Origin of the sequence: Pseudomonas sp. Irchel 3F6 (assembly GCF_900187595.1) — a bacterium.
GTDB classification, from domain to species: Bacteria; Pseudomonadota; Gammaproteobacteria; order Pseudomonadales; family Pseudomonadaceae; genus Aquipseudomonas; species Aquipseudomonas siliginis.
Genome location: NZ_FYDP01000009.1, coordinates 182,311 through 206,309, shown reverse-complemented (window position 1 = coordinate 206,309; position 23,999 = coordinate 182,311). Strand labels below are relative to the sequence as shown.

At 61.0% G+C, this 23,999-nt stretch carries 14 protein-coding genes and 1 pseudogene; 10 read left to right on the top strand and 5 right to left on the bottom strand.

What is annotated here, in order from left to right; all coding sequences use genetic code 11:
- Positions 1 to 17 precede the first annotated feature (17 nt).
- Positions 18 to 1,766, bottom strand: a complete 1,749-nt coding sequence (gene ngg, locus CKW30_RS25195) for an N-acetylglutaminylglutamine synthetase (protein ID WP_095182250.1) — start codon at positions 1,764 to 1,766, stop codon at positions 18 to 20.
- 3 nt (positions 1,767 to 1,769) lie between these two features.
- Positions 1,770 to 3,542: an N-acetylglutaminylglutamine amidotransferase gene (locus tag CKW30_RS25190; RefSeq protein ID WP_095182249.1), complete on the bottom strand. Its 1,773-nt coding sequence runs from the start codon at positions 3,540 to 3,542 to the stop codon at positions 1,770 to 1,772.
- 364 nt (positions 3,543 to 3,906) lie between these two features.
- Here CKW30_RS25190 and CKW30_RS25185 point away from each other — a divergent pair, with 364 nt between their 5' ends.
- On the top strand, positions 3,907 to 8,733 hold the full coding sequence (locus CKW30_RS25185; RefSeq protein ID WP_095182248.1) for an NEL-type E3 ubiquitin ligase domain-containing protein: 4,827 nt from the start codon (positions 3,907 to 3,909) through the stop codon (positions 8,731 to 8,733).
- A 3-nt stretch (positions 8,734 to 8,736) separates the two neighbouring features.
- On the opposite strand, the gene mnmC is transcribed toward CKW30_RS25185, so the two are convergent.
- On the bottom strand, positions 8,737 to 10,716 hold the full coding sequence (gene mnmC / locus CKW30_RS25180; protein ID WP_095182247.1) for a bifunctional tRNA (5-methylaminomethyl-2-thiouridine)(34)-methyltransferase MnmD/FAD-dependent 5-carboxymethylaminomethyl-2-thiouridine(34) oxidoreductase MnmC: 1,980 nt from the start codon (positions 10,714 to 10,716) through the stop codon (positions 8,737 to 8,739).
- A gap of 313 nt (positions 10,717 to 11,029) precedes the next feature.
- Between mnmC and pap the strand changes: the two genes are divergently transcribed.
- Positions 11,030 to 12,544: a polyphosphate:AMP phosphotransferase gene (gene pap, locus CKW30_RS25175; RefSeq protein WP_041478254.1), complete on the top strand. Its 1,515-nt coding sequence runs from the start codon at positions 11,030 to 11,032 to the stop codon at positions 12,542 to 12,544.
- 103 nt (positions 12,545 to 12,647) lie between these two features.
- Positions 12,648 to 13,832 carry a thiolase family protein gene (locus CKW30_RS25170; RefSeq protein WP_016770940.1) on the top strand — a complete coding sequence of 395 codons (1,185 nt, stop codon included), beginning with the start codon at positions 12,648 to 12,650 and terminating at the stop codon, positions 13,830 to 13,832.
- 103 nt (positions 13,833 to 13,935) lie between these two features.
- Here the strand turns inward: CKW30_RS25170 and CKW30_RS25165 are convergent, their stop codons facing one another.
- Complete coding sequence (locus CKW30_RS25165; RefSeq protein ID WP_095182246.1) at positions 13,936 to 14,127, bottom strand: DUF6316 family protein; 192 nt, start codon at positions 14,125 to 14,127, stop codon at positions 13,936 to 13,938.
- Positions 14,128 to 14,337: 210 nt separating this feature from the next.
- Between CKW30_RS25165 and CKW30_RS25160 the strand changes: the two genes are divergently transcribed.
- Positions 14,338 to 15,291, top strand: a complete 954-nt coding sequence (locus tag CKW30_RS25160; RefSeq protein WP_095182245.1) for a DMT family transporter — start codon at positions 14,338 to 14,340, stop codon at positions 15,289 to 15,291.
- An 85-nt stretch (positions 15,292 to 15,376) separates the two neighbouring features.
- On the opposite strand, the gene CKW30_RS25155 is transcribed toward CKW30_RS25160, so the two are convergent.
- The gene (locus CKW30_RS25155) at positions 15,377 to 16,771 is read right to left on the bottom strand and encodes a class II fumarate hydratase (protein WP_056788329.1); all 1,395 of its coding nucleotides are present in this window, start codon (positions 16,769 to 16,771) and stop codon (positions 15,377 to 15,379) included.
- A gap of 191 nt (positions 16,772 to 16,962) precedes the next feature.
- On the opposite strand from CKW30_RS25155, the gene CKW30_RS25150 reads away from it, so the two are divergent.
- The 6 genes and pseudogenes from CKW30_RS25150 (at position 16,963) to CKW30_RS25125 (ending at position 23,929) form a co-directional block, all read left to right on the top strand.
- Positions 16,963 to 17,478 carry a DUF2059 domain-containing protein gene (locus tag CKW30_RS25150; protein WP_016770936.1) on the top strand — a complete coding sequence of 172 codons (516 nt, stop codon included), beginning with the start codon at positions 16,963 to 16,965 and terminating at the stop codon, positions 17,476 to 17,478.
- 12 nt (positions 17,479 to 17,490) lie between these two features.
- Positions 17,491 to 17,790 carry a BolA family transcriptional regulator gene (locus CKW30_RS25145; RefSeq protein WP_016770935.1) on the top strand — a complete coding sequence of 100 codons (300 nt, stop codon included), beginning with the start codon at positions 17,491 to 17,493 and terminating at the stop codon, positions 17,788 to 17,790.
- Positions 17,791 to 17,942: 152 nt separating this feature from the next.
- Positions 17,943 to 18,884, top strand: coding sequence for a rhodanese-related sulfurtransferase (locus CKW30_RS25140; RefSeq protein WP_041478261.1), 942 nt, complete (start codon positions 17,943 to 17,945; stop codon positions 18,882 to 18,884).
- A gap of 35 nt (positions 18,885 to 18,919) precedes the next feature.
- Positions 18,920 to 19,522 carry a DsbA family protein gene (locus tag CKW30_RS25135; protein WP_177180902.1) on the top strand — a complete coding sequence of 201 codons (603 nt, stop codon included), beginning with the start codon at positions 18,920 to 18,922 and terminating at the stop codon, positions 19,520 to 19,522.
- Positions 19,515 to 21,326, top strand: a pseudogene (locus CKW30_RS25130) (ABC transporter ATP-binding protein); the annotation flags it as partial. The gene CKW30_RS25135 and the pseudogene CKW30_RS25130, both read left to right, overlap by 8 nt.
- Positions 21,327 to 21,469: 143 nt before the next feature.
- A complete protein-coding gene (locus tag CKW30_RS25125; RefSeq protein WP_041478266.1) occupies positions 21,470 to 23,929 on the top strand; it encodes an EAL domain-containing protein in 2,460 nt (819 codons plus the stop codon).
- The last annotated feature ends 70 nt before the right edge of the window (positions 23,930 to 23,999 follow it).

Here is a 23,999-nt window from a genome sequence, read left to right as displayed (position 1 = left end):
GTAGAGGCGCTTCATAATCACGAAACAGCCGGCTGACTATGCGGAAACAACAGATCGACAAAGCGTTCCGCCGTCGGCTGCGGTTCATGGTTGGCCAGGCCGGCGCGTTCGTTGGCTTCGATGAACACGTACTCGGGCTGATCCGCCGCCGGCACCATCAGATCGAGCCCGACCATCGGAATGTCCAGCGCACGCGCCGCACGCACTGCCGCGTCGATCAGGGTCGGATGAAGAATGTCGGTCACGTCTTCCAGCGTACCGCCGGTGTGCAGATTGGCCGTGCGCCGCACGAACAGATGCTCGCCGGCCGGCAGGATGCTGCTGTAGTCATAGCCGGCAGCGTGCAGCGTGCGTTGGGTTTCGTGGTCCAGCGGAATCTTGCTTTCGCCACTGGTGGCGGCTTGCCGGCGGCGGCTCTGCGCTTCGATCAGCGCACCGATCGAATGCTGACCATCGCCAACCACTTCCGCCGGACGGCGAATCGCCGCCGCAACCACTTCAAAGCCGATCACCACGATGCGCAGATCAAGGCCTTCGTGGAAGCTTTCCAGCAGCACGCGACTGTCAAACTGCTTGGCGGTTTCGATGGCCTTCTGCACTTCTTCGATGGTGCGCAGATCCACCGCGACGCCGTGGCCCTGTTCGCCATCGAGAGGTTTGACCACCACCCGTTGGTGTTCATCGAGGAAGGCCAGATTGTCGTCGGCATTGCCCGCCAGTTGCTGCGCGGGCAGTTTCAGGCCTGCGGCCTTGAGCACCTTGTGGGTCAGACTTTTGTCCTGGCACAGGGTCATGCTGATCGCACTGGTCAGGTCGCTGAGCGACTCGCGGCAGCGCACGCGACGGCCGCCATGGCTGAGGGTGAACAGCCCGGCGTCGGCGTCATCCACTTGCACGTCGATACCGCGCCGATGGGCTTCTTCGACGATGATCCGCGCGTAAGGATTGAAATTCGCCTCCGGACCCGGGCCGAGAAACAGCGGCTGGTTGATGCCGTTTTTGCGCTTGATGGCAAACGTCGGCAGGTTGCGGAAACCCAGTTTGGCGTAGAGGTTTTTCGCCTGACGGTTGTCGTGCAGCACCGACAGATCCAGATAAGCCAGACCACGACTCATGAAGTGCTCGACCAGATGCCGCACCAGCACTTCGCCGACGCCGGGGCGTGAGCAATGCGGGTCGACCGCCAGGCACCACAGGCTGCTGCCGTGTTCCGGGTCGTTGAAGGCTTTTTCATGATTGAGACCCATGACACTGCCGATCACCGCGCCGCTGTCCTCGTCTTCCGCCAGCCAGTACACCGGGCCGCCCTGATGATGTGGGGTGAGCAGCTCCTGATCGATCGGCAACATGCCGCGCGCCTGGTACAAACGGTTGATGCCCTGCCAGTCGGTTTCGCTTTGCGCACGACGAATGCGGAAGCCGCGAAACACCCGCGTGGCCTGCCGGTAATCGCTGAACCATAAACGCAGGGTGTCGGATGGATCGAGAAACAGCTGCGTCGGCTCGAGGCCGAGAATCTGCTGCGGTGCGGCAACATACAGGGCGATATCGCGTTCGCCGGGCTGCTCGTTGAGCAGCTCCTGCGCGAGCGACGCCGGGTCGGGAAAGGTATGGCCGATCAGCAGCCGGCCCCAGCCGCAATGCACGGCAATCGGGGCGGTGGCAGGCTCGCTGCCGTCTTCGGCCAGGCGCGCCTGCAAACGTTCATACGAGGGGGCCTGACCACGCAACAGGCGCTGGTTGATGGACGTGGCATGGGGTTTCATCAATCAGATTCCTTGTTCACTGAGCCACAGGTTCAGGGCCGCCAGTTGCCACAGTTTCGAACCGCGCAACGGGGTCAGTTGGCCTTGCGGATCAGTCAAAAGCTTGTCGAGCATGGTCGGGTTGAACAGGCCGCGATCCTGGCTCGGATCCAGCAGCAGTTCGCGCACCCAGTTGAGCGTGTCGCCCTGCAAGTGCTTGAGACCCGGCACCGGGAAATAGCCCTTCTTGCGGTCGATCACTTCGCTTGGAATGACCCGGCGCGCAGCTTCTTTCAGCACTTGCTTGCCGCCATCGGGCAGCTTGAATTGGCCCGGCACCCGCGCCGACAGTTCGACCAGTCGATAGTCGAGAAACGGCGTACGCGCTTCCAGGCCCCAGGCCATGGTCATGTTATCGACGCGTTTGACCGGGTCATCGACCAGCATCACCGTGCTGTCCAGGCGCAGCGCTTTGTCCACGGCAGCCTCGGCGCCGGGCTGGGCAAAGTGCTGTTTGACGAAATCGCCGGCCGCATCGTGGTCGACCAGCCATTTCGGCTGCACAGTCGCCGCGTAGTCGTCGTAGCTGCGATCAAAGAACGCATCGCGGTAGGCCGCGTATGGGTCCGCCGCGCCGTCGACCTGCGGATACCAGTGGTAACCGGCAAACAGTTCGTCTGCGCCTTGGCCGCTCTGCACCACTTTGCAGTGCTTGGCCACTTCCCGGGACAACAGATAGAAAGCGATGCAGTCATGGCTGACCATCGGCTCGCTCATCGCCCGGAACGCGGCGGGCAGTTGCTCGATGATTTCTTTCTCGTCGATGCGCAACTGATGGTGGCGCGTGCCGTAGTGCTTGGCGATCAGGTCCGAGTACTGGAATTCGTCGCCGCGCTCGCCGCCGGCATCCTGGAAACCGATGGAGAAGGTCGACAGATTCTCTACACCGACTTCGCGCAACAGGCCGACGAGCATGCTCGAGTCGACACCGCCGGACAGCAACACACCGACATCCACCGCCGCACGCTGACGAATCGCCACCGCTTCGCGGGTGCTGTCGAGGACGCGATCGACCCAGTCTTCGAGGTTGAGGTTTTTCTCGTCCTCATGCGGGCCGTAGGGCAGGGTCCACCAGGTTTTCTGCTCGGTGCGGCCATCGGCTTCAACGCGCATCCAGGTGGCGGGCGGCAGTTTTTCGATACCGGCCAGCAAGGTGCGCGGCGCGGGTACGACCGCGTGGAAATTCAGATAGTGATTGAGCGCCACCGGATCGAGGATCGGGTTGATGTCGCCGCCCTTGAGCAGCGCCGGCAGTGCTGAGGCAAAACGCAAGCGTTGGCCAGTGCGCGACAGGTACAACGGCTTTACGCCGAGACGGTCACGAGCGATGAACAGGCGCTGGGCATCACGCTCCCAGATAGCGAAAGCAAACATGCCATTGAGCTTCGGCAGCAGCGCCTCGCCCCAGGCGTGATAACCCTTGAGCAGCACTTCGGTGTCGCCACCCGAATAGAAGGCATAACCGAGTGCTTCGAGCTCTGCGCGCAATTCCGGGAAGTTGTAGATCGCACCGTTGAACGCCAGGGACAGGCCCAGTTGGCTGTCGATCATCGGCTGCGCAGAGCCGTCCGACAGGTCCATGATTTTCAGGCGTCGATGGCCCAGGGCAATTGGCCCTTGGGCATGGAAGCCCCACGCGTCAGGGCCGCGAGGGGCCAGGTGATGGGTGATTCTCTCGATCGCTGCAAGGTCTGCAGGTTGTTGATCAAAACGTAACTCGCCAGCTAATCCGCACATAAAGTCCTTACCGGTTTTTCCGTTGGGGAAGGTCAAGCCGTACCGCGCGAGAAGTGCGGGTACTCAGAAACTGACCTGTCTCGGTAGGTGGAGTTTTAGATCGATAAGTTATAAGGCGGCCACGCTGGCTCCGGCCGTAACGCTATCGGTGCGGATCGAGTCTCGGGATGTACCCCTGCGCCGTTACGCTTTTTTTGCATAAGCCCACACGTGCACGGACGTCCCGGGTGGGGTGGTGCAGGGCTGTTTTTTCCATACAAAAAAGCGTTTGATCTGCGTGGATTTTGTCCAGCATTTTGAACTGTTATCGGCTGCCCGGCAGCGCTAGGGTCAAGGCTTCAAATCGCAATAAAGGACTATTGCCATGCCCACCCAAGACAAGACAAATCCACAGATTCAGGCCTCGGTCCTGAGCACCTTGTACGCCGCGACCGGTGACCTCGATACCGCTGAAAGCCTGGAAAAAAGCCTGCCGGCGCATCTGCTCACGGCTTCTGCGGCCACGCTGAACAAGCTGGACGAAATCAATCGTGAACTGCACACCCTGCAAGTCAAAGTCGACAAGGATCTGACCCGGCTCAAACCATTGCACAGCTTCTGCATCAGCGAACTCAACGCGGCGCTGAGCGAGAAATGGCCAGCGGTCTATGACGTGAGCGAGGATCTGCTCAGCCTGCCCGGCGTCGATTGTAGCTGCGATGTGAAGGCGACGGATCAGGCCGAGATCGGCTTGGTCAGACACGCGACGCAAAGCCTGTTGCAGGCAGCCATGCAAAACTTCACCGCAGACGAGGAGCAGGCCGACGGTTTCCCCGCCGGCAGCCTGGTGCGCGTCAAGAGTGTGCCCGCTGGCGTGAAGGATCTGACGCCGGCAGCGTTCGCAGCGTTGTGCCGCAAGCTGGATCTGGGCAAGAAATACCAGGAGCATCTGCAGCAAGTGTTCGGTCTGCGTGAGGACTGCGGCAAAGTCGTGGCGACCAGTGCCATGACCCGCAATATCGCCGCATTGAAGCAATCGTTGCTGGAGCTGGACGCTCATCTTGCGGAGCTCAAGGGCGATATCACCGCAGCTGGTTTGCGCATGCTGCAGGATCTGATGCTGGCCGAAGGCGTCGCTTCGGCGCAGCACCTGCGCTACGGCAAAGACCCGATGATCATGCAGGGCATCAGAATCCTCGACAGCTGCGTTTGGGGCGTGGTGGTATTTTCCAAACGCTCCGTGGAACAACACCCTGAGGACGGATGCATGGTGTATATGCCCGGCGAGCCCGAGCGCGCCGTGTATGAGTACCCGAGTTTCAATGCGTTCAAGCGCTACCTCGCGCAACAACTCAAGAGCACGGAATATCAGGGGTATTTCGCCGGCAGCCTCGATGAAGATGACAAGGCTGACTTCTTCAAGGCGTTGGCTGAGAAACCCGATCTGGGCGTCGTCGAACAATGGCCGATCAATGTGGCGCTTTTTGATTTCATGGTGCAAAGCCATGTCGGCAAGTTGCAGATCGACGCGCGCAAACTGGCGGTGCCAACCGCTGATATCGATGAAGAGATCCGACAGAAACGCCTGTTGGATTTCGTTCAGCGCGGGGTGACTGTGGCATCGGTGGCGGGGTTGTTCGTGCCGGTCCTGGGGCAATTGATGATGGGCGTCGCGGTCGGGCAATTGCTCGGTGAAGTGTATGACGGCGTCGCGGACTGGCGCCGCGGTGATCATCAGGAAGCACTGTCACATCTGCTCAGTGTGGTAGAGAACATCGCATTGATGGGCGTTTTCGCCGGCGGTCAGAAGGTGCTGGGAACTGTGGGCAAAAAACTGCTGCGCACGCATCCGGAGTTCTTCGCGCAGTTCACCGCGATACTCGATCGGGCCGGCAAGCCACGCCTGTGGAAGTCCGATTTGAGCCCGTACGAGCATGCTTTGCCGGCCGGATTCACCATCGGTGCCGGTTCAAAGGAGTTCTACCAGATCGGCAACAAGACCATCGCCCGCTTCGAGCACCGCCTGTTGGCGGGCAACTTTGATATCGACACTCAGCACTGGCGCCTGGAACACCCCGCACGCGCACAAGCCTATGCTCCGGAACTGATCCGCCACGTCGAGGGCGGCTGGCGGTTCCCCGCTGAACAGCCCGAAGAATGGGGCAGCAGCGCCTACACGCTCAAGCGCATCGATCCGCAGTTGAGCGAATTTGCCGACAGCGACCTGGACATCCTTCGCCGGCTGAGCAACACCTCGCAGCAGACCTTGCTGGAGACCTTCAACGACAATCTGAGCCTGCCGGTACGCCTGCGCGATACCGTCGAGCGCGTGCGCATCGAGCGCCAGCTGCGTGAGTTGACCACGGAACTGGAAAACGGCGAGATCCACTCCGAGCAACCTCTGGAAGAACAGATGCACGCCTTGACGCAACTGCCGGGCTGGCCGACTGACCGATACCTTGAGGTCATCGGTCATGAAGGAGACGTCGAAACCACTTATCCTGCAAACAGCACGCTCGACGAAACCCTGGGAGTGCCGGTCACCCAAGGCCAGTTGGCACTCGGGCGCTTGCTGCAAACCGTCATCGACGGCCTCTACGAGCATGAAGTCGAGGCCTTGCTCGGCGGCAAAGTCGCGAAAAGCACGCAAGCCACCGGGCTGGCAAGAAAACTGGGTGCTGCGCTCAAATCCGATTACCGCGCGGCGTTCGAGCGGATGTACAAGCGCTATGACCACAGTGACGCGCAGGATCTGGGCAAATTGCGCCAGGTTTTCGCCGACATTCCGGCGCGCGATGGTCAAAGGCTGATCGACCGCGCTTCGAGTGTCGAGCGCCTGCACTTGCGCTCGACCGGGAGCGCGCCCTTGCGGTTGGGACAGCGGGCTCGGGCCGGTATTGCCGAGGTGCGGCTTGACCGGGCGCTGAGCGGGTTGCACTGGTCGTGGCTGGCCAATGCCGACACCGACAGGCTGGCCATGAAATTACTGCCGCGCCTGAGCGGCTGGAACGCACAGCTGCGTCTGCAAATGCGCGACAACGCCTTGACCGGACCGATACTCGAAGACATCGGCGATGCGTCGGCGACCTCGGAAAATACCGGCTATCTGGTGAAGTCCACGCAGGGCTATGAGGCGTTTGGCGGCGACAAAAAATCCTTGGGCAAGGTGGCATCCGGCCCCGACGCTTTGTACATGGCCATCCTCAAGGCATTGCCGCCACGTCAGCGGACCGCACTCGGGTTTGCCGATGCCGGACAGCTCAGTACACAACAGTTACGCAAAAAGCTGCTCAACGTTGCCCTCGACGAACGCGAGGTCACTGCGCGGGCATTGCGCGGCGGCAGTACGGAATCACTTCCCGTCGAGCCGGCCTGTGTGCAAGGCGATCAGGTCCCCGCGACAGCTCATTCACGCACACTGCTGCGCAAAGCGCGCAGGCTTTATCCGCGTCTGAGCGAGCCGCAGCTCAGTCAATTGCTCGATGCACTGGGCGATGATCCGTTGAGCCGTGCGACCCGCATCAAAGCCCTGCGTCAGGATCTGCAAACCCTGCGTGACGCTCTGTTTGTCTGGAGTGAAGATGCCGCCGCCCTGCAAGCCATTGGGGGCGATCTGGCCGAAGCGCGGCACAGTCGGAAAATGGCTGCCGAGCTGATCGAGGAAGCGTTTCGACGCTTTCATTGGGCCACCAACGAAGAGGGAAAAAACCTCTGTACCCTTGACCTTGACGGCATGCGCATCGGTAAGGTGCCGACGTTACCGTCGTCGGTGAGCTTCGACCATGTCGAGCAATTGTCGATGCGGAACATGGCGCTGGGTGATGATGTGGCGTACTTCCTCAAGTCCTTCAAACAGCTCGACTCGCTGGAACTGGGCAGCAACGCGATCACCCGGCTGCCTGAAATGTTGTCGCACATGCCGCGTCTGCAACGGCTGAGCCTGGCAAACAATCAGCTCAAGCTCACCGAGCAGACCCTGGCGAAGCTGAACAGGCTGAGCACTTTACGCTACCTGAATCTGGACAAGAATCCGTTGGGTGCCACCCCTGATTTCAGCCGAATGTCGCAACTGCGTCGCTTGTCGCTGAACGATACCGGCATCACCGAACTGCCAGAAGGCCTCGACCATTCTGCGCACATTGAACTGATGGATCTGACCGCCAACAGCATCACGGAGCTGCCCGAGTGGTTATTCGAGAAATCACGACGTTTCACCGGCGCACTCAAGCTTGGGCTGAACCCCTTTTCGGAAACGGCCAAAACGCATCTGGAGAACTATCGCGATAATTTCGGCGTTGGGATGGACTATGTCGCCGATGACATCGCACGGCTGAACGAGCAAACGGCGCGCTCGCTCTGGTTGACCAAGGTCAGTGGCGAAGAGTGGGCAGAGCAGTCGCGCATCTGGGCGGCATTGCGCAGCGAGCGGACGGCCGATGGCTTGTTCACTTTGCTGGCGCAACTGGGCGATACCGCAGACGGCAAACAGGGCAGCGCTGACATGCAGCGACGCGTCTGGGCGGTACTGAAGGCGGCGGAAGCTGACGAGCCGCTGGGTCGTCAACTGCTCGACATCGCGGCCGATCCGCTGCACTGCACCGATAACGCGGCGCTGGTTTTCAGTCGCCTTGAAGTCGCAGTGGAAGTCGAGCGGGTGAGCAGGGCTGCAAGCGGGAGCAGGGGCACTGCCAAGGCGCTGTTGGAACTGGGCCGCAGTCTGTTCCGGCTGGACAGGCTGGAAGAAATCGCCCGGGAGCATTCGCTCCGGGCGCCAAAGGTCGATGCGCTGGAAATGAACCTCGCTTACCGGATCGGTCTCACCGATGCGCTGGGTCTGCGCGGTCAACCGAAAGATATGCTGTTCAGTGCCCAGAGTGGCGTGACGGCCGCTGATCTTGAGGTCGCAAAAAATCGCGTCTTCACCGCTGAACTCTCCCCGCAATGGCTGGAATACATGCAGGGGCGAACGTTCTGGCGTGACTATCTGCGACGCATATTTGTCCGCAAGTTTGCGCTGATCGATGACCTGTACGACCCGCAAATGAGCGCACTGTTCGACAAGAAGGACACGCTGCCCTCTGGCGATTATTTGAGTCAGAACCAGGCACTCAAGCTTGAAAAGGACCAGGCTGAAGACGTGCTGTTCAAGAGCCTGACGGAAGACGCGATACGGCTGATGGATCTGGGCATCTGCGAAATGCCCGATACGTGAAATTCACTTGCCGCGAATCAACTGCCGTAAGGCGAAACGATTGGGATGGCAGGCTTCGGCCACGCTGCGTGGCAACGGCAGCGGCTCGTTGTCCAGCCACGCGGCAAGCAGCTCGCCGGACAGCGGCGCGGTGATCAGCCCGCGAGAACCGTGGCCGCTGTTGACGTACAGACCATCGAGCCACGGGCAGGCGAGGTCCGGTACTTGCCGGGCGTCTTTGCTCAACGCTGCGTAGGTCTGATTGAAGGTTTGCAGATCAGCGAGCGGGCCGACAATCGGCAGGTAATCGGGGCTGGTGCAGCGGAAAGCTGCCCGGCCCTCAAGGTTCGCAAGTGGCTGCTCGCTGATGTTGAGGCGTGTCAGCAGGTCGCTGGAAATTTCTTCGAGCATCGCCAGATTGCCTTGGTGCTCGGCAGTCGTGGGTGTCAGATCGTCATTGTTGAAGTCGAAACTGGCGCCCAGGGTGTGCTCGCCCAGACGCGCCGGGGCGACGTAGCCCTCGGCGCACACCACGGTGGCCAGCGCATGACTCTCTGCGTTTTCAGGCAGGCGCGTGATCTGCCCGCGAATGCGCTTGAGCGGCAATTCGGCGCTCTGGGCAAAACGTTTGATTTCGGCGGCTCCGGCCAGGATCACCACCGGCGCACTGGCGAGCAAACGTTCGCCGTCGAAGGCTTGCCACAGGTCTGCGACTTTGCGCAGTTCCAAAGCTTCGTGATGGCTGAGCAACTCAATGTTGGTGTGGGTCGCCTGGGCCTGACACAACGCCGGCGGATGCACCCAGCCGCCTTCGGGGTAGAACAAGCCGCCGTGGGCCACGCCGACACCGGCGCGATCCTGCGCTTGCGGCTGTTCCAGCCACTGCAAGAGATCTTCAGGAAACGCCGCCGCCAGTTGCGCGTGGCGCTCGGCTTCCTTGGCGTTGAACGCCAGTTGCAGCACGCCGCAGTCATCCCAGTCGCTGCCGCGTTGCAGGCTTTCCAGCAGGCGCCGGGTGTAACCGAAGCCGCTGACGATCAACTGCGACAACGCCGTGCCATGGGCGGACAGCTTGAGATAGAGCACACCTTGCGGGTTGCCCGAAGCTTCTTGCGCCACCGCCGCGTGACGCTCGAGCAGACTCACCTGCCAGCCGCGCGCCGCCAGGCTCGACGCTGTCGCGCAGCCAGCCAGGCCGGCGCCGATCACCAGCGCCCGGCGTTCACCGCGCAACGGAGCAGGGCGGGCGAACCAGGGTTTCGCCGGTAGCGGCGCCGCCACCTCGGCGGGCCAGCCGAGAAACTCGCCACGCAGGATTTCCCATTTGTGGCCGATGCCCGGCGTGCGCTTCATCTTGAACCCGGCAGCATTGAGCAGACGGCGGACCCAACCGGTGCTGGTGAAAGTGCTGATGGTCGAGCCCGGCGCAGCCAGCCGCGCCAGTTCGACGAACAGTTCAGCAGTCCACATGTCCGGATTTTTCGCCGGGGCGAAACCGTCGAGAAACCACGCGTCGATCTGTGCATCGAGTTGCGGCAGTTGCTCCAGCGCATCGCCGATCAGCAAGGTCAGCGTCACGCGGCCGTTGGCCAGAGTGATGCGTTGAAAGCCTTGATGAATCGCCACGTAATGCCTGAGCAACTGATCCGCCAACGGCATGAGTTCTGGCCACAGTGCCAAGGCTCGGCGCAGATCCGCAGGCGCCAGCGGGTACTTCTCGACGCTGACAAAATGCAAGCGCGCGCCGGCCACCGCGTGCTGTTCGAACAACTGCCAGGCGCAGAGAAAATTCAACCCGGTGCCGAAACCGGTTTCGCCAATCACCAGACGTCCATCCGCCGGCAGCGCAGCGAAACGCTCGGCCAGACGGTTCTGTTCGAGAAACACGTAACGGGTTTCCTCCAGCCCCGACTGATCGGAAAAATACACGTCATCGAACACCCGCGAACGTGGGCGTCCCTGGTCGTCCCAGTCGAGTTGGGCGTGGGGCATTTCGGCTTTCATGGCAGGCTCGGCAAACACAAGGCGGCCATTCTAGCCGATCGCGCCGATACTACCGATCCAGCACAAGACTCGCGGTGAAAAGAACCCTGTGGCGAGGGGATTTATCCCCGCTGGACTGCGAAGCAGTCCCAGAACCAACCACCCCGTTTTCCCGAGTTAAACCGTGCTTCCGGGATTTACGACTGCTGCGCAGCCGGTCGGGGATAAATCCCCTCACCACAAAGTTCTCATCCCGTCCTGAGTTCGTGGGAATTTCTGCCCTGCGCCCGTGCCCAATCCGCTAGTCTTGCTGAACCCTGGAAGGAGCCGTCCCATGTTTGAATCCGCTGAAATCGGTCACGCCATCGACAAAGACACTTACGAGGCGGCCGTCCCTGCGCTGCGTGAAGCCTTGCTGGAAGCGCAGTTCGAGTTGCAGCAGCAGAAGCGCTTTCCGGTGATCATCCTGATCAACGGCATCGAAGGGGCGGGCAAGGGCGAGACGGTCAAGCTGCTCAATGAATGGATGGATCCGCGCCTGATCGAAGTGCGCACCTTCGACCAGCAAACCGATGAAGAACTGGCGCGGCCACCGGCCTGGCGCTACTGGCGGATGCTGCCGGCCAAGGGGCGGATGGGCGTGTTCTTCGGCAACTGGTACAGCCAGATGCTCCAGGGCCGGGTGCACGGACTGTTCAAGGATCCGCGTCTGGACCAGGCCATCGCCGGCGCTGAGCGTCTGGAAAAGATGCTCTGCGATGAAGGCGCGTTAATCTTCAAGTTCTGGTTTCACTTGTCCAAGAAGCAGATGAAAGCGCGGCTCAAATCGCTGGCCGACGACCCGTTGCACAGTTGGCGCATCAGTCCGCTGGACTGGCAGCAATCGCAGACCTACGACAAGTTCGTCAAATACGGCGAGCGGGTGCTGCGCCGCACCAGCCGCGATTACGCGCCGTGGCATGTCATCGAAGGCGTCGATGCCAATTACCGCAGCCTGGCGGTGGGCAAGATTCTCCTCGAAGGTCTGCAAAACGCGCTCAAGCGTGCCGACGTCAATCCACACGAAGTCAGTGCCGCGCCGCTGGGTACGCCGGTCGATCAGTTGAATCTGCTCGACAGCCTCGACCTGACGCAGCGTCTGGACAAGAAAGACTATGAAGAACAACTGATCACCGAGCAGGCGCGCCTGTCCGGGCTGATGCGCGACAAACGCATGCGTCGCCATGCGCTGATCGCGGTGTTCGAGGGTAACGACGCGGCGGGCAAGGGCGGGGCGATTCGCCGCGTGGCAGCGGCGCTCGATCCGCGTCAGTACAGCATCGTCCCGATTGCCGCACCGACCGAAGAAGAGCGCGCACAACCGTATCTGTGGCGGTTCTGGCGACACCTCCCGGCGCGGGGCAAATTCACCGTGTTCGACCGCTCCTGGTACGGACGGGTGCTGGTCGAGCGGATCGAGGGCTTCTGCACCCCGGCCGACTGGCTGCGCGCCTACGGCGAAATCAATGACTTCGAAGAGCAACTGGCCGATGCCGGCGTCATCGTGGTCAAGTTCTGGCTGGCGATCGACAAGGACACGCAGATGGAGCGCTTTCAGGAGCGCGAGGAGATTTCCTTCAAGCGTTTCAAGATCACCGAGGACGACTGGCGCAATCGGGAAAAGTGGGACGACTATCGCCGGGCGGTCGGCGACATGGTCGATCGCACCAGCACCGAGATCGCGCCATGGACGCTGGTCGAAGCCAACGATAAACGCTGGGCACGGGTGAAAGTATTGCGCACGATCAACCGCGCGCTGGAAGACGCGTTCGAGAAATCCGACAAGAAGGCCAAGAAGCACAAGGACTGAAGCGATGGCCGCGCATACGCCGGGTGAATGATCCTCGCGGTCGGCAAGAAGGTGGACTTATGCTCAAGTCCACTTTCAACCGACAACAACAATGAGGTATGCCATGCGTGAAGTGGTGATCGTCGACAGCGTGCGGACCGGCCTGGCCAAATCCTTTCGCGGCAAGTTCAACCAGACCCGCCCCGATGACATGGCGGCCCACTGCGTCAATGCGCTGCTGACCCGCAACGATATCGACCCGGCCAGCGTCGAGGACTGCATCGTCGGCGCCGGCTCCAACGAGGGCGCGCAGGGCTACAACATCGGCCGCAACGTCGCGGTACTGTCGCGCCTGGGCACCGGCACTGCCGGCATGACCCTCAACCGTTTCTGCTCGTCGGGTTTGCAGGCGATCGCGATTGCCGCCAACCAGATCGCCTCCGGTTGCAGCGACATCATCGTCGCCGGCGGCGTCGAGTCGATCAGCCTGACCCTGAAGAGCGTCAACACCGATCACCTGATCAACCCGCTGCTCAAGCAACAGACTCCCGGCATCTACTACACCATGGGCCAGACCGCCGAAGTGGTGGCACGACGTTATGGTGTCAGTCGTGAGGCGCAGGATCGCTATGCGCTGCAAAGCCAGATCCGTACCGCTCAGGCCCAGGCTGCCGGTCTGTTCGACGATGAAATCGTGCCGATGGCGGTGAAATATCGGGTCGAGGACAAGAACAGCGGTGAAGTGCAGATTGTCGACGGCGTCGTCGAGCGCGACGACTGCAACCGCCCGGACACCACCTACGAAAGCCTTGCCGGACTGAAACCGGTGTTCGCCGACGACGGTTCGGTGACGGCGGGCAATTCCTCGCAGCTGTCCGACGGTGCGTCGATGACACTGGTGATGAGTCTGGACAAAGCGCTGGAGCTGGGGCTCAAGCCGAAGGCGTTTTTCCGTGGCTTCACCGTCGCCGGTTGCGAGCCGGACGAAATGGGCATCGGCCCGGTGTTCTCGGTGCCGAAACTGCTCAAGGCCAAGGGCTTGCAAGTGGCGGATATCGATCTGTGGGAATTGAACGAGGCGTTTGCTTCGCAGTGCCTGTACAGCCGCGACCGGCTGGAGATCGACAACGACAAATACAATGTCAATGGCGGCTCGATTTCCATCGGCCACCCGTTCGGCATGACCGGCTCGCGCCAGGTAGGGCATCTGATCCGGGAATTGCAGCGGCGCAACCTGCGCTACGGCATCGTCACCATGTGCGTGGGTGGCGGGATGGGGGCGAGTGGGTTGTTTGAGGCGGTGCGCTAAAGGATTGGTTGCCCGTTCAGGCCCCTTCGCGAGCAGGCTCGCTCCCACAGGTGATCGCATTCCCCTGTGGGAGCGAGCCTGCTCGCGAAGGCAGCGCCACGGTTCAGCGGCTGGAATCCCGCCGCTGCATCCGCGCTATATATGCCTGAATCTCCCGCTCGATCACCTGACCTTCAAACGGCCCCTCAAGGGTATTTTCCCGGGTGCTGAAATACAGCTCGCCATTGACCCGGCACACGCGGTCGCTGCGAAAACGGGTGGCGGGGGCGCTGTCCTCGGCGCGCATGGCGTACATGTCGGTCTCCCTGATCAATGCGTTGAAAAGTCTGCAATCAGCTTATGCCTGAAGCACTTGGCGCGCCTGCCCGGCCGATCAACGGCGGCGCGCCGGTTTACTGCTGCGACCTGCACAGTTTCATTCGCGGCCTGGCGGCAACTGTCCCTGTGTTGCACGGGACAGGGCGCCTAGAATGCAGGCTCTTGTCAGCAGGCTTTTGGGGTTCGCATGCACATTTCATCGGGGCGCTGGGTGTACGGATTGTTCCTGGCGCTGCTGACCGCGTTTCTGTGGGGCATCCTGCCGATCAAGCTCAAACAGGTGTTGCTGGTGATGGACCCGGTCACGGTGACCTGGTTTCGTCTGATGGTTTCCGGCGGCTGCCTGTTCATTTATCTGGCTTCGGTCAAGCGCCTGCCAAGTCGCAAGGTGCTCGGGCCAAAGGGCGGCTGGCTGGTGCTGATGGCGGTGTTGGGGCTGGTCGGCAATTACGTGCTGTACCTGATGGGCCTCAATCTGCTCAGCCCCGGCACCGCGCAACTTGTGGTGCAAATGGGTCCGATCATGCTGCTGATCGCTAGTCTTTTCGTGTTCAGGGAACGCTTCAGCATCGGTCAGGGCCTCGGCTTGCTGGTGCTGTTGATCGGCTTCGGCCTGTTCTTCAATCAGCGCCTGGCCGAACTGCTGACTTCGCTGTCCGATTACACCGCCGGCGTGTTGTTGGTGCTGCTGGCGTCGACGGTCTGGACCTTCTACGCGCTGGGCCAGAAGCAATTGCTCACGGTGTGGAATTCGTTGCAGGTGATGATGGTGATCTACCTGTTCTGCGGGCTCTTGCTGACGCCGTGGGTACATCCACTTGAAGCGCTCAACTTGAGCCAGTTGCAGGGCTGGCTGTTGCTGGCGTGCTGCATGAACACCTTGATCGCCTACGGCGCATTCGCCGAAGCGCTGGCGCACTGGGAAGCCTCGCGGGTCAGTGCGACGCTGGCGATCACGCCGTTGGTGACGTTTGTTGCGGTGGCGATTGCGGCGCGGATCTGGCCGGACTTTGTGCATGCCGAGCAGATCAATGCGCTGGGCTATGGCGGGGCAGTGCTGGTGGTGCTGGGTTCGGCGCTGGTGGCGTTGGGGCCATCGTTGATTGCCGGGCTCAGGGCGCGGCGGATGCGCATGGCCTGAAGATCAAAAAATCGCAGCCTGCGGCAGCTCCTACAATTGGAATGCGTTTCCCTGTAGGAGCTGCCGAAGGCTGCGATCTTTTGCTTTAGCCCTTGGCCCCGGCCTCGATCATGTTCTCCGGGCGCACCCAGGCATCGAACTCTTCATCAGTGAGATAACCCAGCTGCAACGCAGCCTCACGCAAAGTCAGCCCTTCGCTGTAAGCCTTCTTGGCGATCTCCGCCGACTTGTCATAACCGATGTGCGGGTTCAGCGCGGTCACCAGCATCAGCCCACGTTCCAGATGCCTGGCCATGACCTCCGCATCCGGCTCGAGCCCGGCGATGCAGTGCTGCTGGAAGTTGCTGCAACCGTCGCCGAGCAGACGGATCGATTGCAGCAGATTGTGAATGATCACCGGTTTGAACACGTTCAACTGCAAGTGCCCCTGACTGGCGGCAAAACCGATCGCCACGTCATTGCCGAGCACCTGGCAGGCGAGCATCGACAGCGCTTCGCACTGGGTCGGGTTGACCTTGCCGGGCATGATCGAACTGCCCGGTTCGTTGGCCGGCAGCTTCACTTCAGCAAAACCTGCGCGAGGACCTGAGCCCAGCAGACGCAGGTCGTTGGCGATCTTCATCAAGGCCACAGCGAGGGTTTTCAGCGCACCTGAAAGCGTTACCAGCGGTTCATGACCGGCCAGCGCGGCGAACTTGTTCGGCGCGGTGACGAACGGCAAGCCGGACAGCGCGGCCAGCTCGGCGGCAATCGCCTCGCCGAAGCCGTGCGGCGAATTCAGCCCGGTGCCGACCGCAGTGCCGCCCTGCGCCAGTTCGCAGACCGCCGGCAGCGCGGCGCGGATGGCGCGCTCGGCATAATCCAGTTGCGCGATGAAGCCGGACAGTTCCTGACCGAAGGTGATCGGCGTCGCGTCCATCATGTGCGTGCGCCCGGTCTTCACCAGTTTCATGTGCCGCGCCGCCAGTTCGGCAAGGCCGCCGGACAGCTCGGCGATCGCCGGCAGCAGTTGTTCCTGCACCGCTTTGGCGGTGGCGATGCTCATGGCGGTGGGGAAGCAGTCGTTGGAACTTTGCGAGCGATTGACGTGATCGTTCGGATGCACCGGCGACTTGCCGCCGCGCGGGTTGCCGGCCAGTTCGTTGGCGCGACCGGCGATCACTTCGTTGACGTTCATGTTGCTCTGAGTGCCGCTGCCGGTCTGCCAGACCACCAGCGGGAACTGCTCGTCATGCTCGCCGGCGAGCACTTCATCGGCGGCCTGTTCGATCAGGCGAGCGATGTCGGCGGGCAGGTCGCCGTTGCGGTCGTTGACCCGTGCGGCGGCTTTCTTGATCAGCGCCAGGGCGTGCAGCACCGGTAGCGGCATGCGTTCCTGACCAATGGCGAAGTTGATCAGCGAGCGTTGCGTCTGAGCACCCCAGTAAGCGTCGTCCGGGACCTCGATCTGGCCCAGGCTGTCGGTTTCGATACGGCTCATCGTGCACACTCCTGTTGGTCTGTTGGCGCAATTTAGGCCGGCATCGGCCCGGGTGGTTCCATCGGCTCGATTGTTGACCGCAAAACCCCGCCAATCAAGCGCGGCAAGGGCCGGGGGTTGAGCCATAGCGATTGTTAGGCGCAGAATGGTCGCCCTTGGGGTTCGACCTCGCTTTGCTTAAAGGAAACTCGATGACTCGTCTTCGCGCCATCTGTACCGCGGTTGCACTGGTTTGCGCCAGCGGCCAGGTGCTTGCCGATACCGCCAGCCACAACGCCAGTGCCGAAGCTTTCCTGACGCTGGCTCACGCTGACAAGCTGGGTACCCCGGTGTACATGCAAGTGCAGCAAATGTTCGCCCAGCGCTTTGAACAGACCAAAGCCCCTGAGTCGAAGAAAGCCGTGCTCGAAACCTACCAGGCCAAGGCCAACGCCGCGCTGGACCAGGCCATCGGCTGGAACAAGCTCAAGCCCGACATGGTCAAGCTCTACACCAGCAACTTCAGCGAATCCGAGCTGAAGGATCTGGTTGCCTTCTACCAGTCGCCACTGGGCAAGAAAGTCCTGGAAAAAATGCCGCAGCTGACCCAGCAGTCGGCGCAGATGACCCAGGGCAAACTGGAAAGCGCGGTGCCTGTGGTCAACAAGCTGCTCGACGACATGACCAAAGAGCTGACCCCGGCCGCGGCGCCAGCCAAGAAGAAGTAAGCGGAGTTCGTGATGACCATGCAACAACGCATCGAATCGACGCTGGCTCTGTTACAGCCTGAGCACCTGCAAGTGCTGGACGAAAGCCACATGCACAGTCGCGGGTCACAGACCCACTACAAGGCGGTGGTGGTCAGCGCGCAGTTCGAAGGCCTGAACCGGGTCAAGCGCCACCAGAAAGTCTACGGCACGCTCGGCGAGCTGATGGGCGAGTTCCATGCGTTGGCGCTGCACACCTACACCCCGCAGGAATGGGCAGAGATCGACGGCGCCCCGGCGTCGCCGACCTGTGCCGGCGGTAGCAAACATTAAGATCAAAAGATCGCAGCCTTCGGCAGCTCCTACAGGGCACAGCCGCAGGCGGTGATGTTTTTTGCTAGAATCCGCAACGCGCCGCTTAGCCGGCGCGTTTTTTATTGAATCCGGTTCACCCTTTGCGAGGGTAGCCACCTGGAGAAATACCCATGACACAACCGATTGTCGTGGCGGCACTGTACAAGTTCGTCACCCTCGAAGATTACGTTGACCTGCGCGAGCCACTGCTGCAAGCGATGGTCGACAACGGCATCAAAGGCACTCTGCTGATCGCCGAAGAAGGCATCAACGGCACGGTTTCCGGCAGCCGCGAAGGCATTGACGGTCTGCTCGCCTGGCTCAAGAACGATCCGCGCATGGTCGACATTGACCACAAGGAATCGTACTGCGACGAACAGCCGTTCTATCGCACCAAGGTCAAGCTGAAGAAAGAGATCGTCACCCTCGGTGTCGAAGGCGTTGACCCGAACAAAAAGGTCGGCACTTACGTCGAGCCGCAAGACTGGAACGCGCTGATCAGCGACCCGGAAGTGCTGCTGATCGACACGCGCAACGACTACGAAGTGTCGATCGGTACCTTCGAAGGCGCCATCGATCCGAAAACCACCAGTTTTCGCGAGTTTCCCGACTACATCAAAGAACACTTCGACCCGGCCGTGCACAAGAAGGTCGCGATGTTCTGCACCGGCGGCATTCGCTGCGAGAAAGCCTCGAGCTACATGCTCGGCGAGGGTTTCGAAGAGGTTTACCACCTCAAGGGCGGCATCCTGAAGTACCTCGAAGAGGTGCCGCAGGAAGAAACCAAATGGCGCGGCGACTGCTTCGTCTTCGACAACCGCGTCACCGTGCGTCACGACCTGACGGAAGGCGACTACGATCAATGTCATGCCTGCCGCACGCCGGTCAGCGTTGAAGATCGCGCCTCCGAGCACTACGTCGCCGGCATCAGTTGCCCGCATTGCTGGGACAAGCTCAGCGAGAAGACCCGGCGCAGCGCCATCGATCGGCAAAAGCAGATCGAACTGGCCAAGGCACGCAATCAGCCGCACCCGATCGGCTACAACTATAAGCAAGCATCTTCCGAGGCTTAATCATGTCTGCGCGCCTGCTCTATGTGATGGATCCGATGTGTTCATGGTGCTGGGGGTTTGCTCCGGTGGCCAAGGCACTGGTCGAGCAGGCGCAGGCAGCCGGAGTCGAGCTGCATCTGGTGGTCGGCGGGTTGCGCACCGGCAGCGGTTCGGCGCTGGAGCCGACCACGCGGCGCTACATCCTTGAGCACTGGCAAGCGGTCACCGAGGCCACCGGCCAGCCGTTCAAGTTCGACGGCGCGTTGCCTGACGGTTTTGTCTACGACACCGAGCCTGCCTGTCGCGCCATTGTCACCGCGCGCAGTCTGGCGCCGGATTGCGCGTGGACATTGGTCGGGCTGATCCAGCAGGCGTTTTACGCCGAGGGTCGCGATGTCACCCAGGCCAGCGTGCTGGTCGAGTTGGCGGAGCAGGCCGGTGTGCCGCGTATCGAATTCGCGGCGTTGTTCGATCATGCCGATCAGCACAAGGCGACCCAAGCCGACTTCACCTGGGTGCAGGACTTGGGCATCGCCGGTTTTCCGACCCTGCTGGCCGAGCGCAACGGGCAACTGGCGCTGCTGACCAACGGCTATCAACCGCTCAGCGAGCTGTCGCCGTTGCTCGGCCGCTGGCTGGAGCGCGCGGCCTGTGTCTGATCGCGCCGATGACACGCCAGCCGTAGAGCGTGTCGACCGGCTGAGCTGGGCTGAAGTCCGGCGTCTGGCACTGCATCACAAAAAATCCCTGTGGATCGCCAACGGCGTGGCCGTGCTGGCGACGCTGTGCAGCGTGCCGATCCCGTTGCTGCTGCCGTTGCTGGTCGACGAAGTGCTGCTCGGCCACGGCGATGCCGCACTGAAAGTCATGAATCATTTTCTGCCAAGCATGTGGCAGCAGGCGGCGGGTTATATCGGCCTGATGCTGGTGGTGACCCTGACCTTGCGTTGCAGCGCCCTGTGTTTTGGCGTGTTGCAGTCGCGGCTGTTTGCGCGCCTGGCCAAGGACATCGTCTACCGCATTCGCGTACGCCTGATCGAGCGGCTCAAGCGCATTTCCCTTGGTGAATACGAGAGCCTCGGCAGCGGCACAGTGACCACGCACCTGGTCACCGATCTGGATACCCTCGACAAATTCGTCGGCGAAACCCTCAGCCGCTTCCTCGTCGCCATGCTGACCCTGGTCGGCACCGCCAGCATCCTCATGTGGATGCACTGGAAGCTGGCGCTGCTGATTCTGCTGTTCAACCCGTTGGTGATCTACGCCACGGTGCAGCTCGGCAAACGCGTCAAACACCTGAAAAAACTCGAGAACGACAGCACCTCGCGCTTCACTCAGGCGCTGAGCGAAACTCTCGATGCGATTCAGGAAGTGCGCGCCGGCAATCGTCAGGGCTATTTCCTCGGGCGCCTCGGTGTGCGCGCGCAGGAAGTACGCAACTACGCAGTCAACTCGCAGTGGAAAACCGACGCCTCGAACCGCGCCAGTGGTTTGCTGTTCCAGTTCGGCATCGACATCTTCCGCGCGGCGGCGATGCTCACCGTGCTGTTTTCCGATCTTTCGATCGGGCAGATGCTCGCGGTGTTCAGCTACTTGTGGTTCATGATCGGCCCGGTTGAACAGCTGCTCAATCTGCAATACGCCTACTACGCAGCGGGCGGTGCGCTGACGCGGATCAATGAACTGCTGGCGCGTGCCGACGAGCCGCAGTATCCCGGCGGCGTCGATCCGTTCAAGGGGCGAGACACCGTCGGCATCGAGGTGCAAGGCCTGAGCTTCGGTTATGGCGACGAGCTGGTGCTGGATCAGATGAACCTGTCGATCCTGCCCGGCGAAAAAGTCGCGATCGTCGGGGCGAGCGGCGGCGGCAAAAGTACCTTGGTGCAGTTGCTGTTGGGCCTGTACACGCCAGCGGCCGGGACCATCCGCTTCGGCGGATCGACCCAGCAGGAGATCGGCCTAGAGACGGTACGCGAGAACGTCGCGGTGGTGCTGCAGCATCCGGCGCTGTTCAACGACAGCGTGCGCGCCAACCTGACCATGGGCCGCATGCGTAGCGACGAAGCCTGCTGGCAGGCGCTGGAAATCGCGCAAATGGCCGCGACCATCCGCGCGCTGCCCGATGGCCTCGATAGCATCGTCGGGCGTTCCGGCGTGCGTTTGTCCGGCGGCCAGCGCCAGCGTCTGGCGATTGCGCGGATGATTCTCGCCGAGCCGAAAGTGGTGATTCTCGACGAAGCCACCTCGGCCCTCGACGCTGCCACCGAGTACAACCTGCACCAGGCGATGGCGAAGTTTCTCCATGGCCGCACCACGCTGATCATTGCCCATCGCCTGTCGGCGGTGAAGCAGGCCGACCGCGTACTGGTGTTCGACGGCGGGCAGATCGCCGAGGACGGCGACCATCGCCAACTGATCGCCGACGGCGGTCTGTACGCCAAGCTCTACGGCAACTTGCAACAGCACTGGTCGAAACCCTTGCCGACCTGTCAGAGGTTCTGCGCGCGGTGTAACGCCGCGCCTTGCCTTGAACGAGAACCCCACCTAGTCTCGTCATAGCGAATTCGCCCGGAAGGCGAGCGGGCAGTGCTCATGCAAGGAATCTCATGAAGCAAAAGCAGACTCTGGGAACACCACGGTTGTTGGGTATCGTCTGGCCCTTTATTGCTGTCGTGGTGTTCCAGGCATTACTGGGGGGCGTGAGCCTTTACGTGCTTTCGGCCGTGCGTGGCTACGTAGCTGGCGAAAGCCTGTGGTCCAAGGGCCAGAAAGACGCCATCTATTACCTCAACCTCTACGCCGATAGCCGTGACGAGGCGATCTACCGCAAATATCTGACGGCGATCGCCGTGCCCCAGGGCGGGCACCAATTGCGCCTGGCACTGGATCGTCAGCCGCCGGATCTGCAAGCGGCGCGCGAAGGCATTCTCAAGGGCGGTAATCATCCAGACGATGTCTCCAGCGTCATCTGGCTGTACCTCAATTTCCGCCACTACAGTTATCTGGAAACCGCGATCGATCGCTGGACGATTGGCGATGCCTATCTCGACCGATTGCACGAAGTCGCGCAGGAGATGCATCAAGGCATTGCGCAGAACCAGGCCAGCCCCGGCGATGTGCAGCGCTGGAAGTTACAGATCTTCGCCATCAACGATGCAGTCACCCCAGCCGCCAGAGCCTTCAGCGATGCCTTGGGCGAAGGCTCGCGGGTGATCATGCGCCTGCTGTTGTTCACCAACCTGGCCACCGCGCTGGGTCTGATCGCGCTGGCGCTGTGGCGCACGCACAAACTGCTCAGGCAACGGCATGAATTTGCCCAGGCGCTGCAACTGGAAAAGGATCGCGCGCACATCACCTTGCAATCGATTGGCGATGGCGTGATCACCACCGACGTCAACGGCGCGATCGATTACATGAACCCCGCCGCCGAGGCCATGACGCACTGGAAGGCCGAGCAGGCGGCGGGGCTGCCGTTGTCGGCGCTGTTCAACCTGCTTGACGATAACGCTCAGACCGAAGGGCTGACGTTGATCGAGCACATTCTCAGTGGCCAGCTCAGCGGCGGCAGCGAACATTCCAAGCTGATCCAGCGGCTGGACGGCAGCACCCTGTCGGTGACCCTGGTCGGAGCGCCGATCCGCAATGCCGGCAACGTCAGCGGCACAGTGCTGGTGCTGCACGACATGACTCAGGAGCGGCAATACATCGCCAACCTGTCCTGGCAGGCGACCCACGATGCGCTGACCGGTCTGGCGAACCGCCGCGAATTCGAATATCGCCTCGAACAGGCCTTGCACAACCTGACGCGCCAGCCCGGCCGGCATGCCCTGATGTTCCTCGATCTGGACCAGTTCAAACTGGTCAACGACACCTGCGGGCACGCGGCGGGCGATGAATTGCTGCGGCACATCTGCACGCTGCTGCAATCAGACCTGCGCGAGGGCGATACCCTGGCGCGACTGGGCGGCGACGAATTCGGGATTTTGCTCGAGAACTGCCCGCCGGACATCGCGGAGAAGATTGCCGAAAGCCTGCGTCAGACCGTGCAGAATCTGCATTTTGTCTGGAAAGGACGGCCGTTCCTGACCACCGTCAGTATTGGCCTGGTGCATGTCGCACAGAATCCGACCACCCTGGAAGCCTCCCTGCGTGCGGCGGACATGGCTTGCTACATGGCCAAGGAAAAGGGCCGCAACCGCGTGCAGGTCTATCATGCGGACGACTCCGAACTGTCCATGCGCTTCGGTGAAATGGCTTGGGTGCAAAGGCTGCACATGGCGCTCGAAGAAAACCGCTTCTGCCTTTATGCCCAGCAGATCGCGCCGCTCAAGCCGCAACCCGGCCAGGCCGGACACATCGAAATTCTCCTGCGCCTGCATGATGAATCCGGGCGGATGATTTTGCCTGACAGCTTTATTCCGGCGGCGGAGCGTTATGGTTTGATGACCCAGTTAGATCGCTGGGTAGTTCAAAACGTTTTCAAGGTTATTGCCCAGTGTATTGAACAGGAACATGAACTTCCTTTGGCAATGTGTGCGATTAATCTGTCAGGCATTACTATAGGAGATGACGCGTTTTTGCACTTCCTGCGGGAACAGTTTGTTAACTACGCTATACCGCCTGAAATGATTTGTTTTGAAATTACCGAAACCAGTGCAATTGCAAACCTTGGCAGTGCAATTCGTTTTATCAATGAACTCAAAGGCTTAGGTTGTCACTTTTCTCTGGATGACTTTTGTGCCGGAATGTCTTCATTCGCTTACTTGAAACATTTGCCTGTAGACTTCCTGAAGATCGACGGGAGTTTCGTAAAGGATATGCTGGACGACCCGATTAATCGGGCAATGGTCGAAGTGATCAATCACATCGGTCATGTTATGGGTAAGCAGACAATTGCCGAGTTTGTTGAAACTAACCAGATCGAACAGGCGTTGCTTGAAATAGGTGTGGATTACGCTCAGGGGTATGTCATCGAGCGTCCGCAGTTGTTTACCTGTGACAGTTTGCAAAGTCGTCCTGCCAGACCGCAGCCGTTGTTGTTCAAAGCGCCTGGCACGTTCCGTTGAAGTCTCTCGCCGATCCTTGCCATCACAACTCAAAAGGAGCCGAACAGTGATCGACACATTCAACCGAACC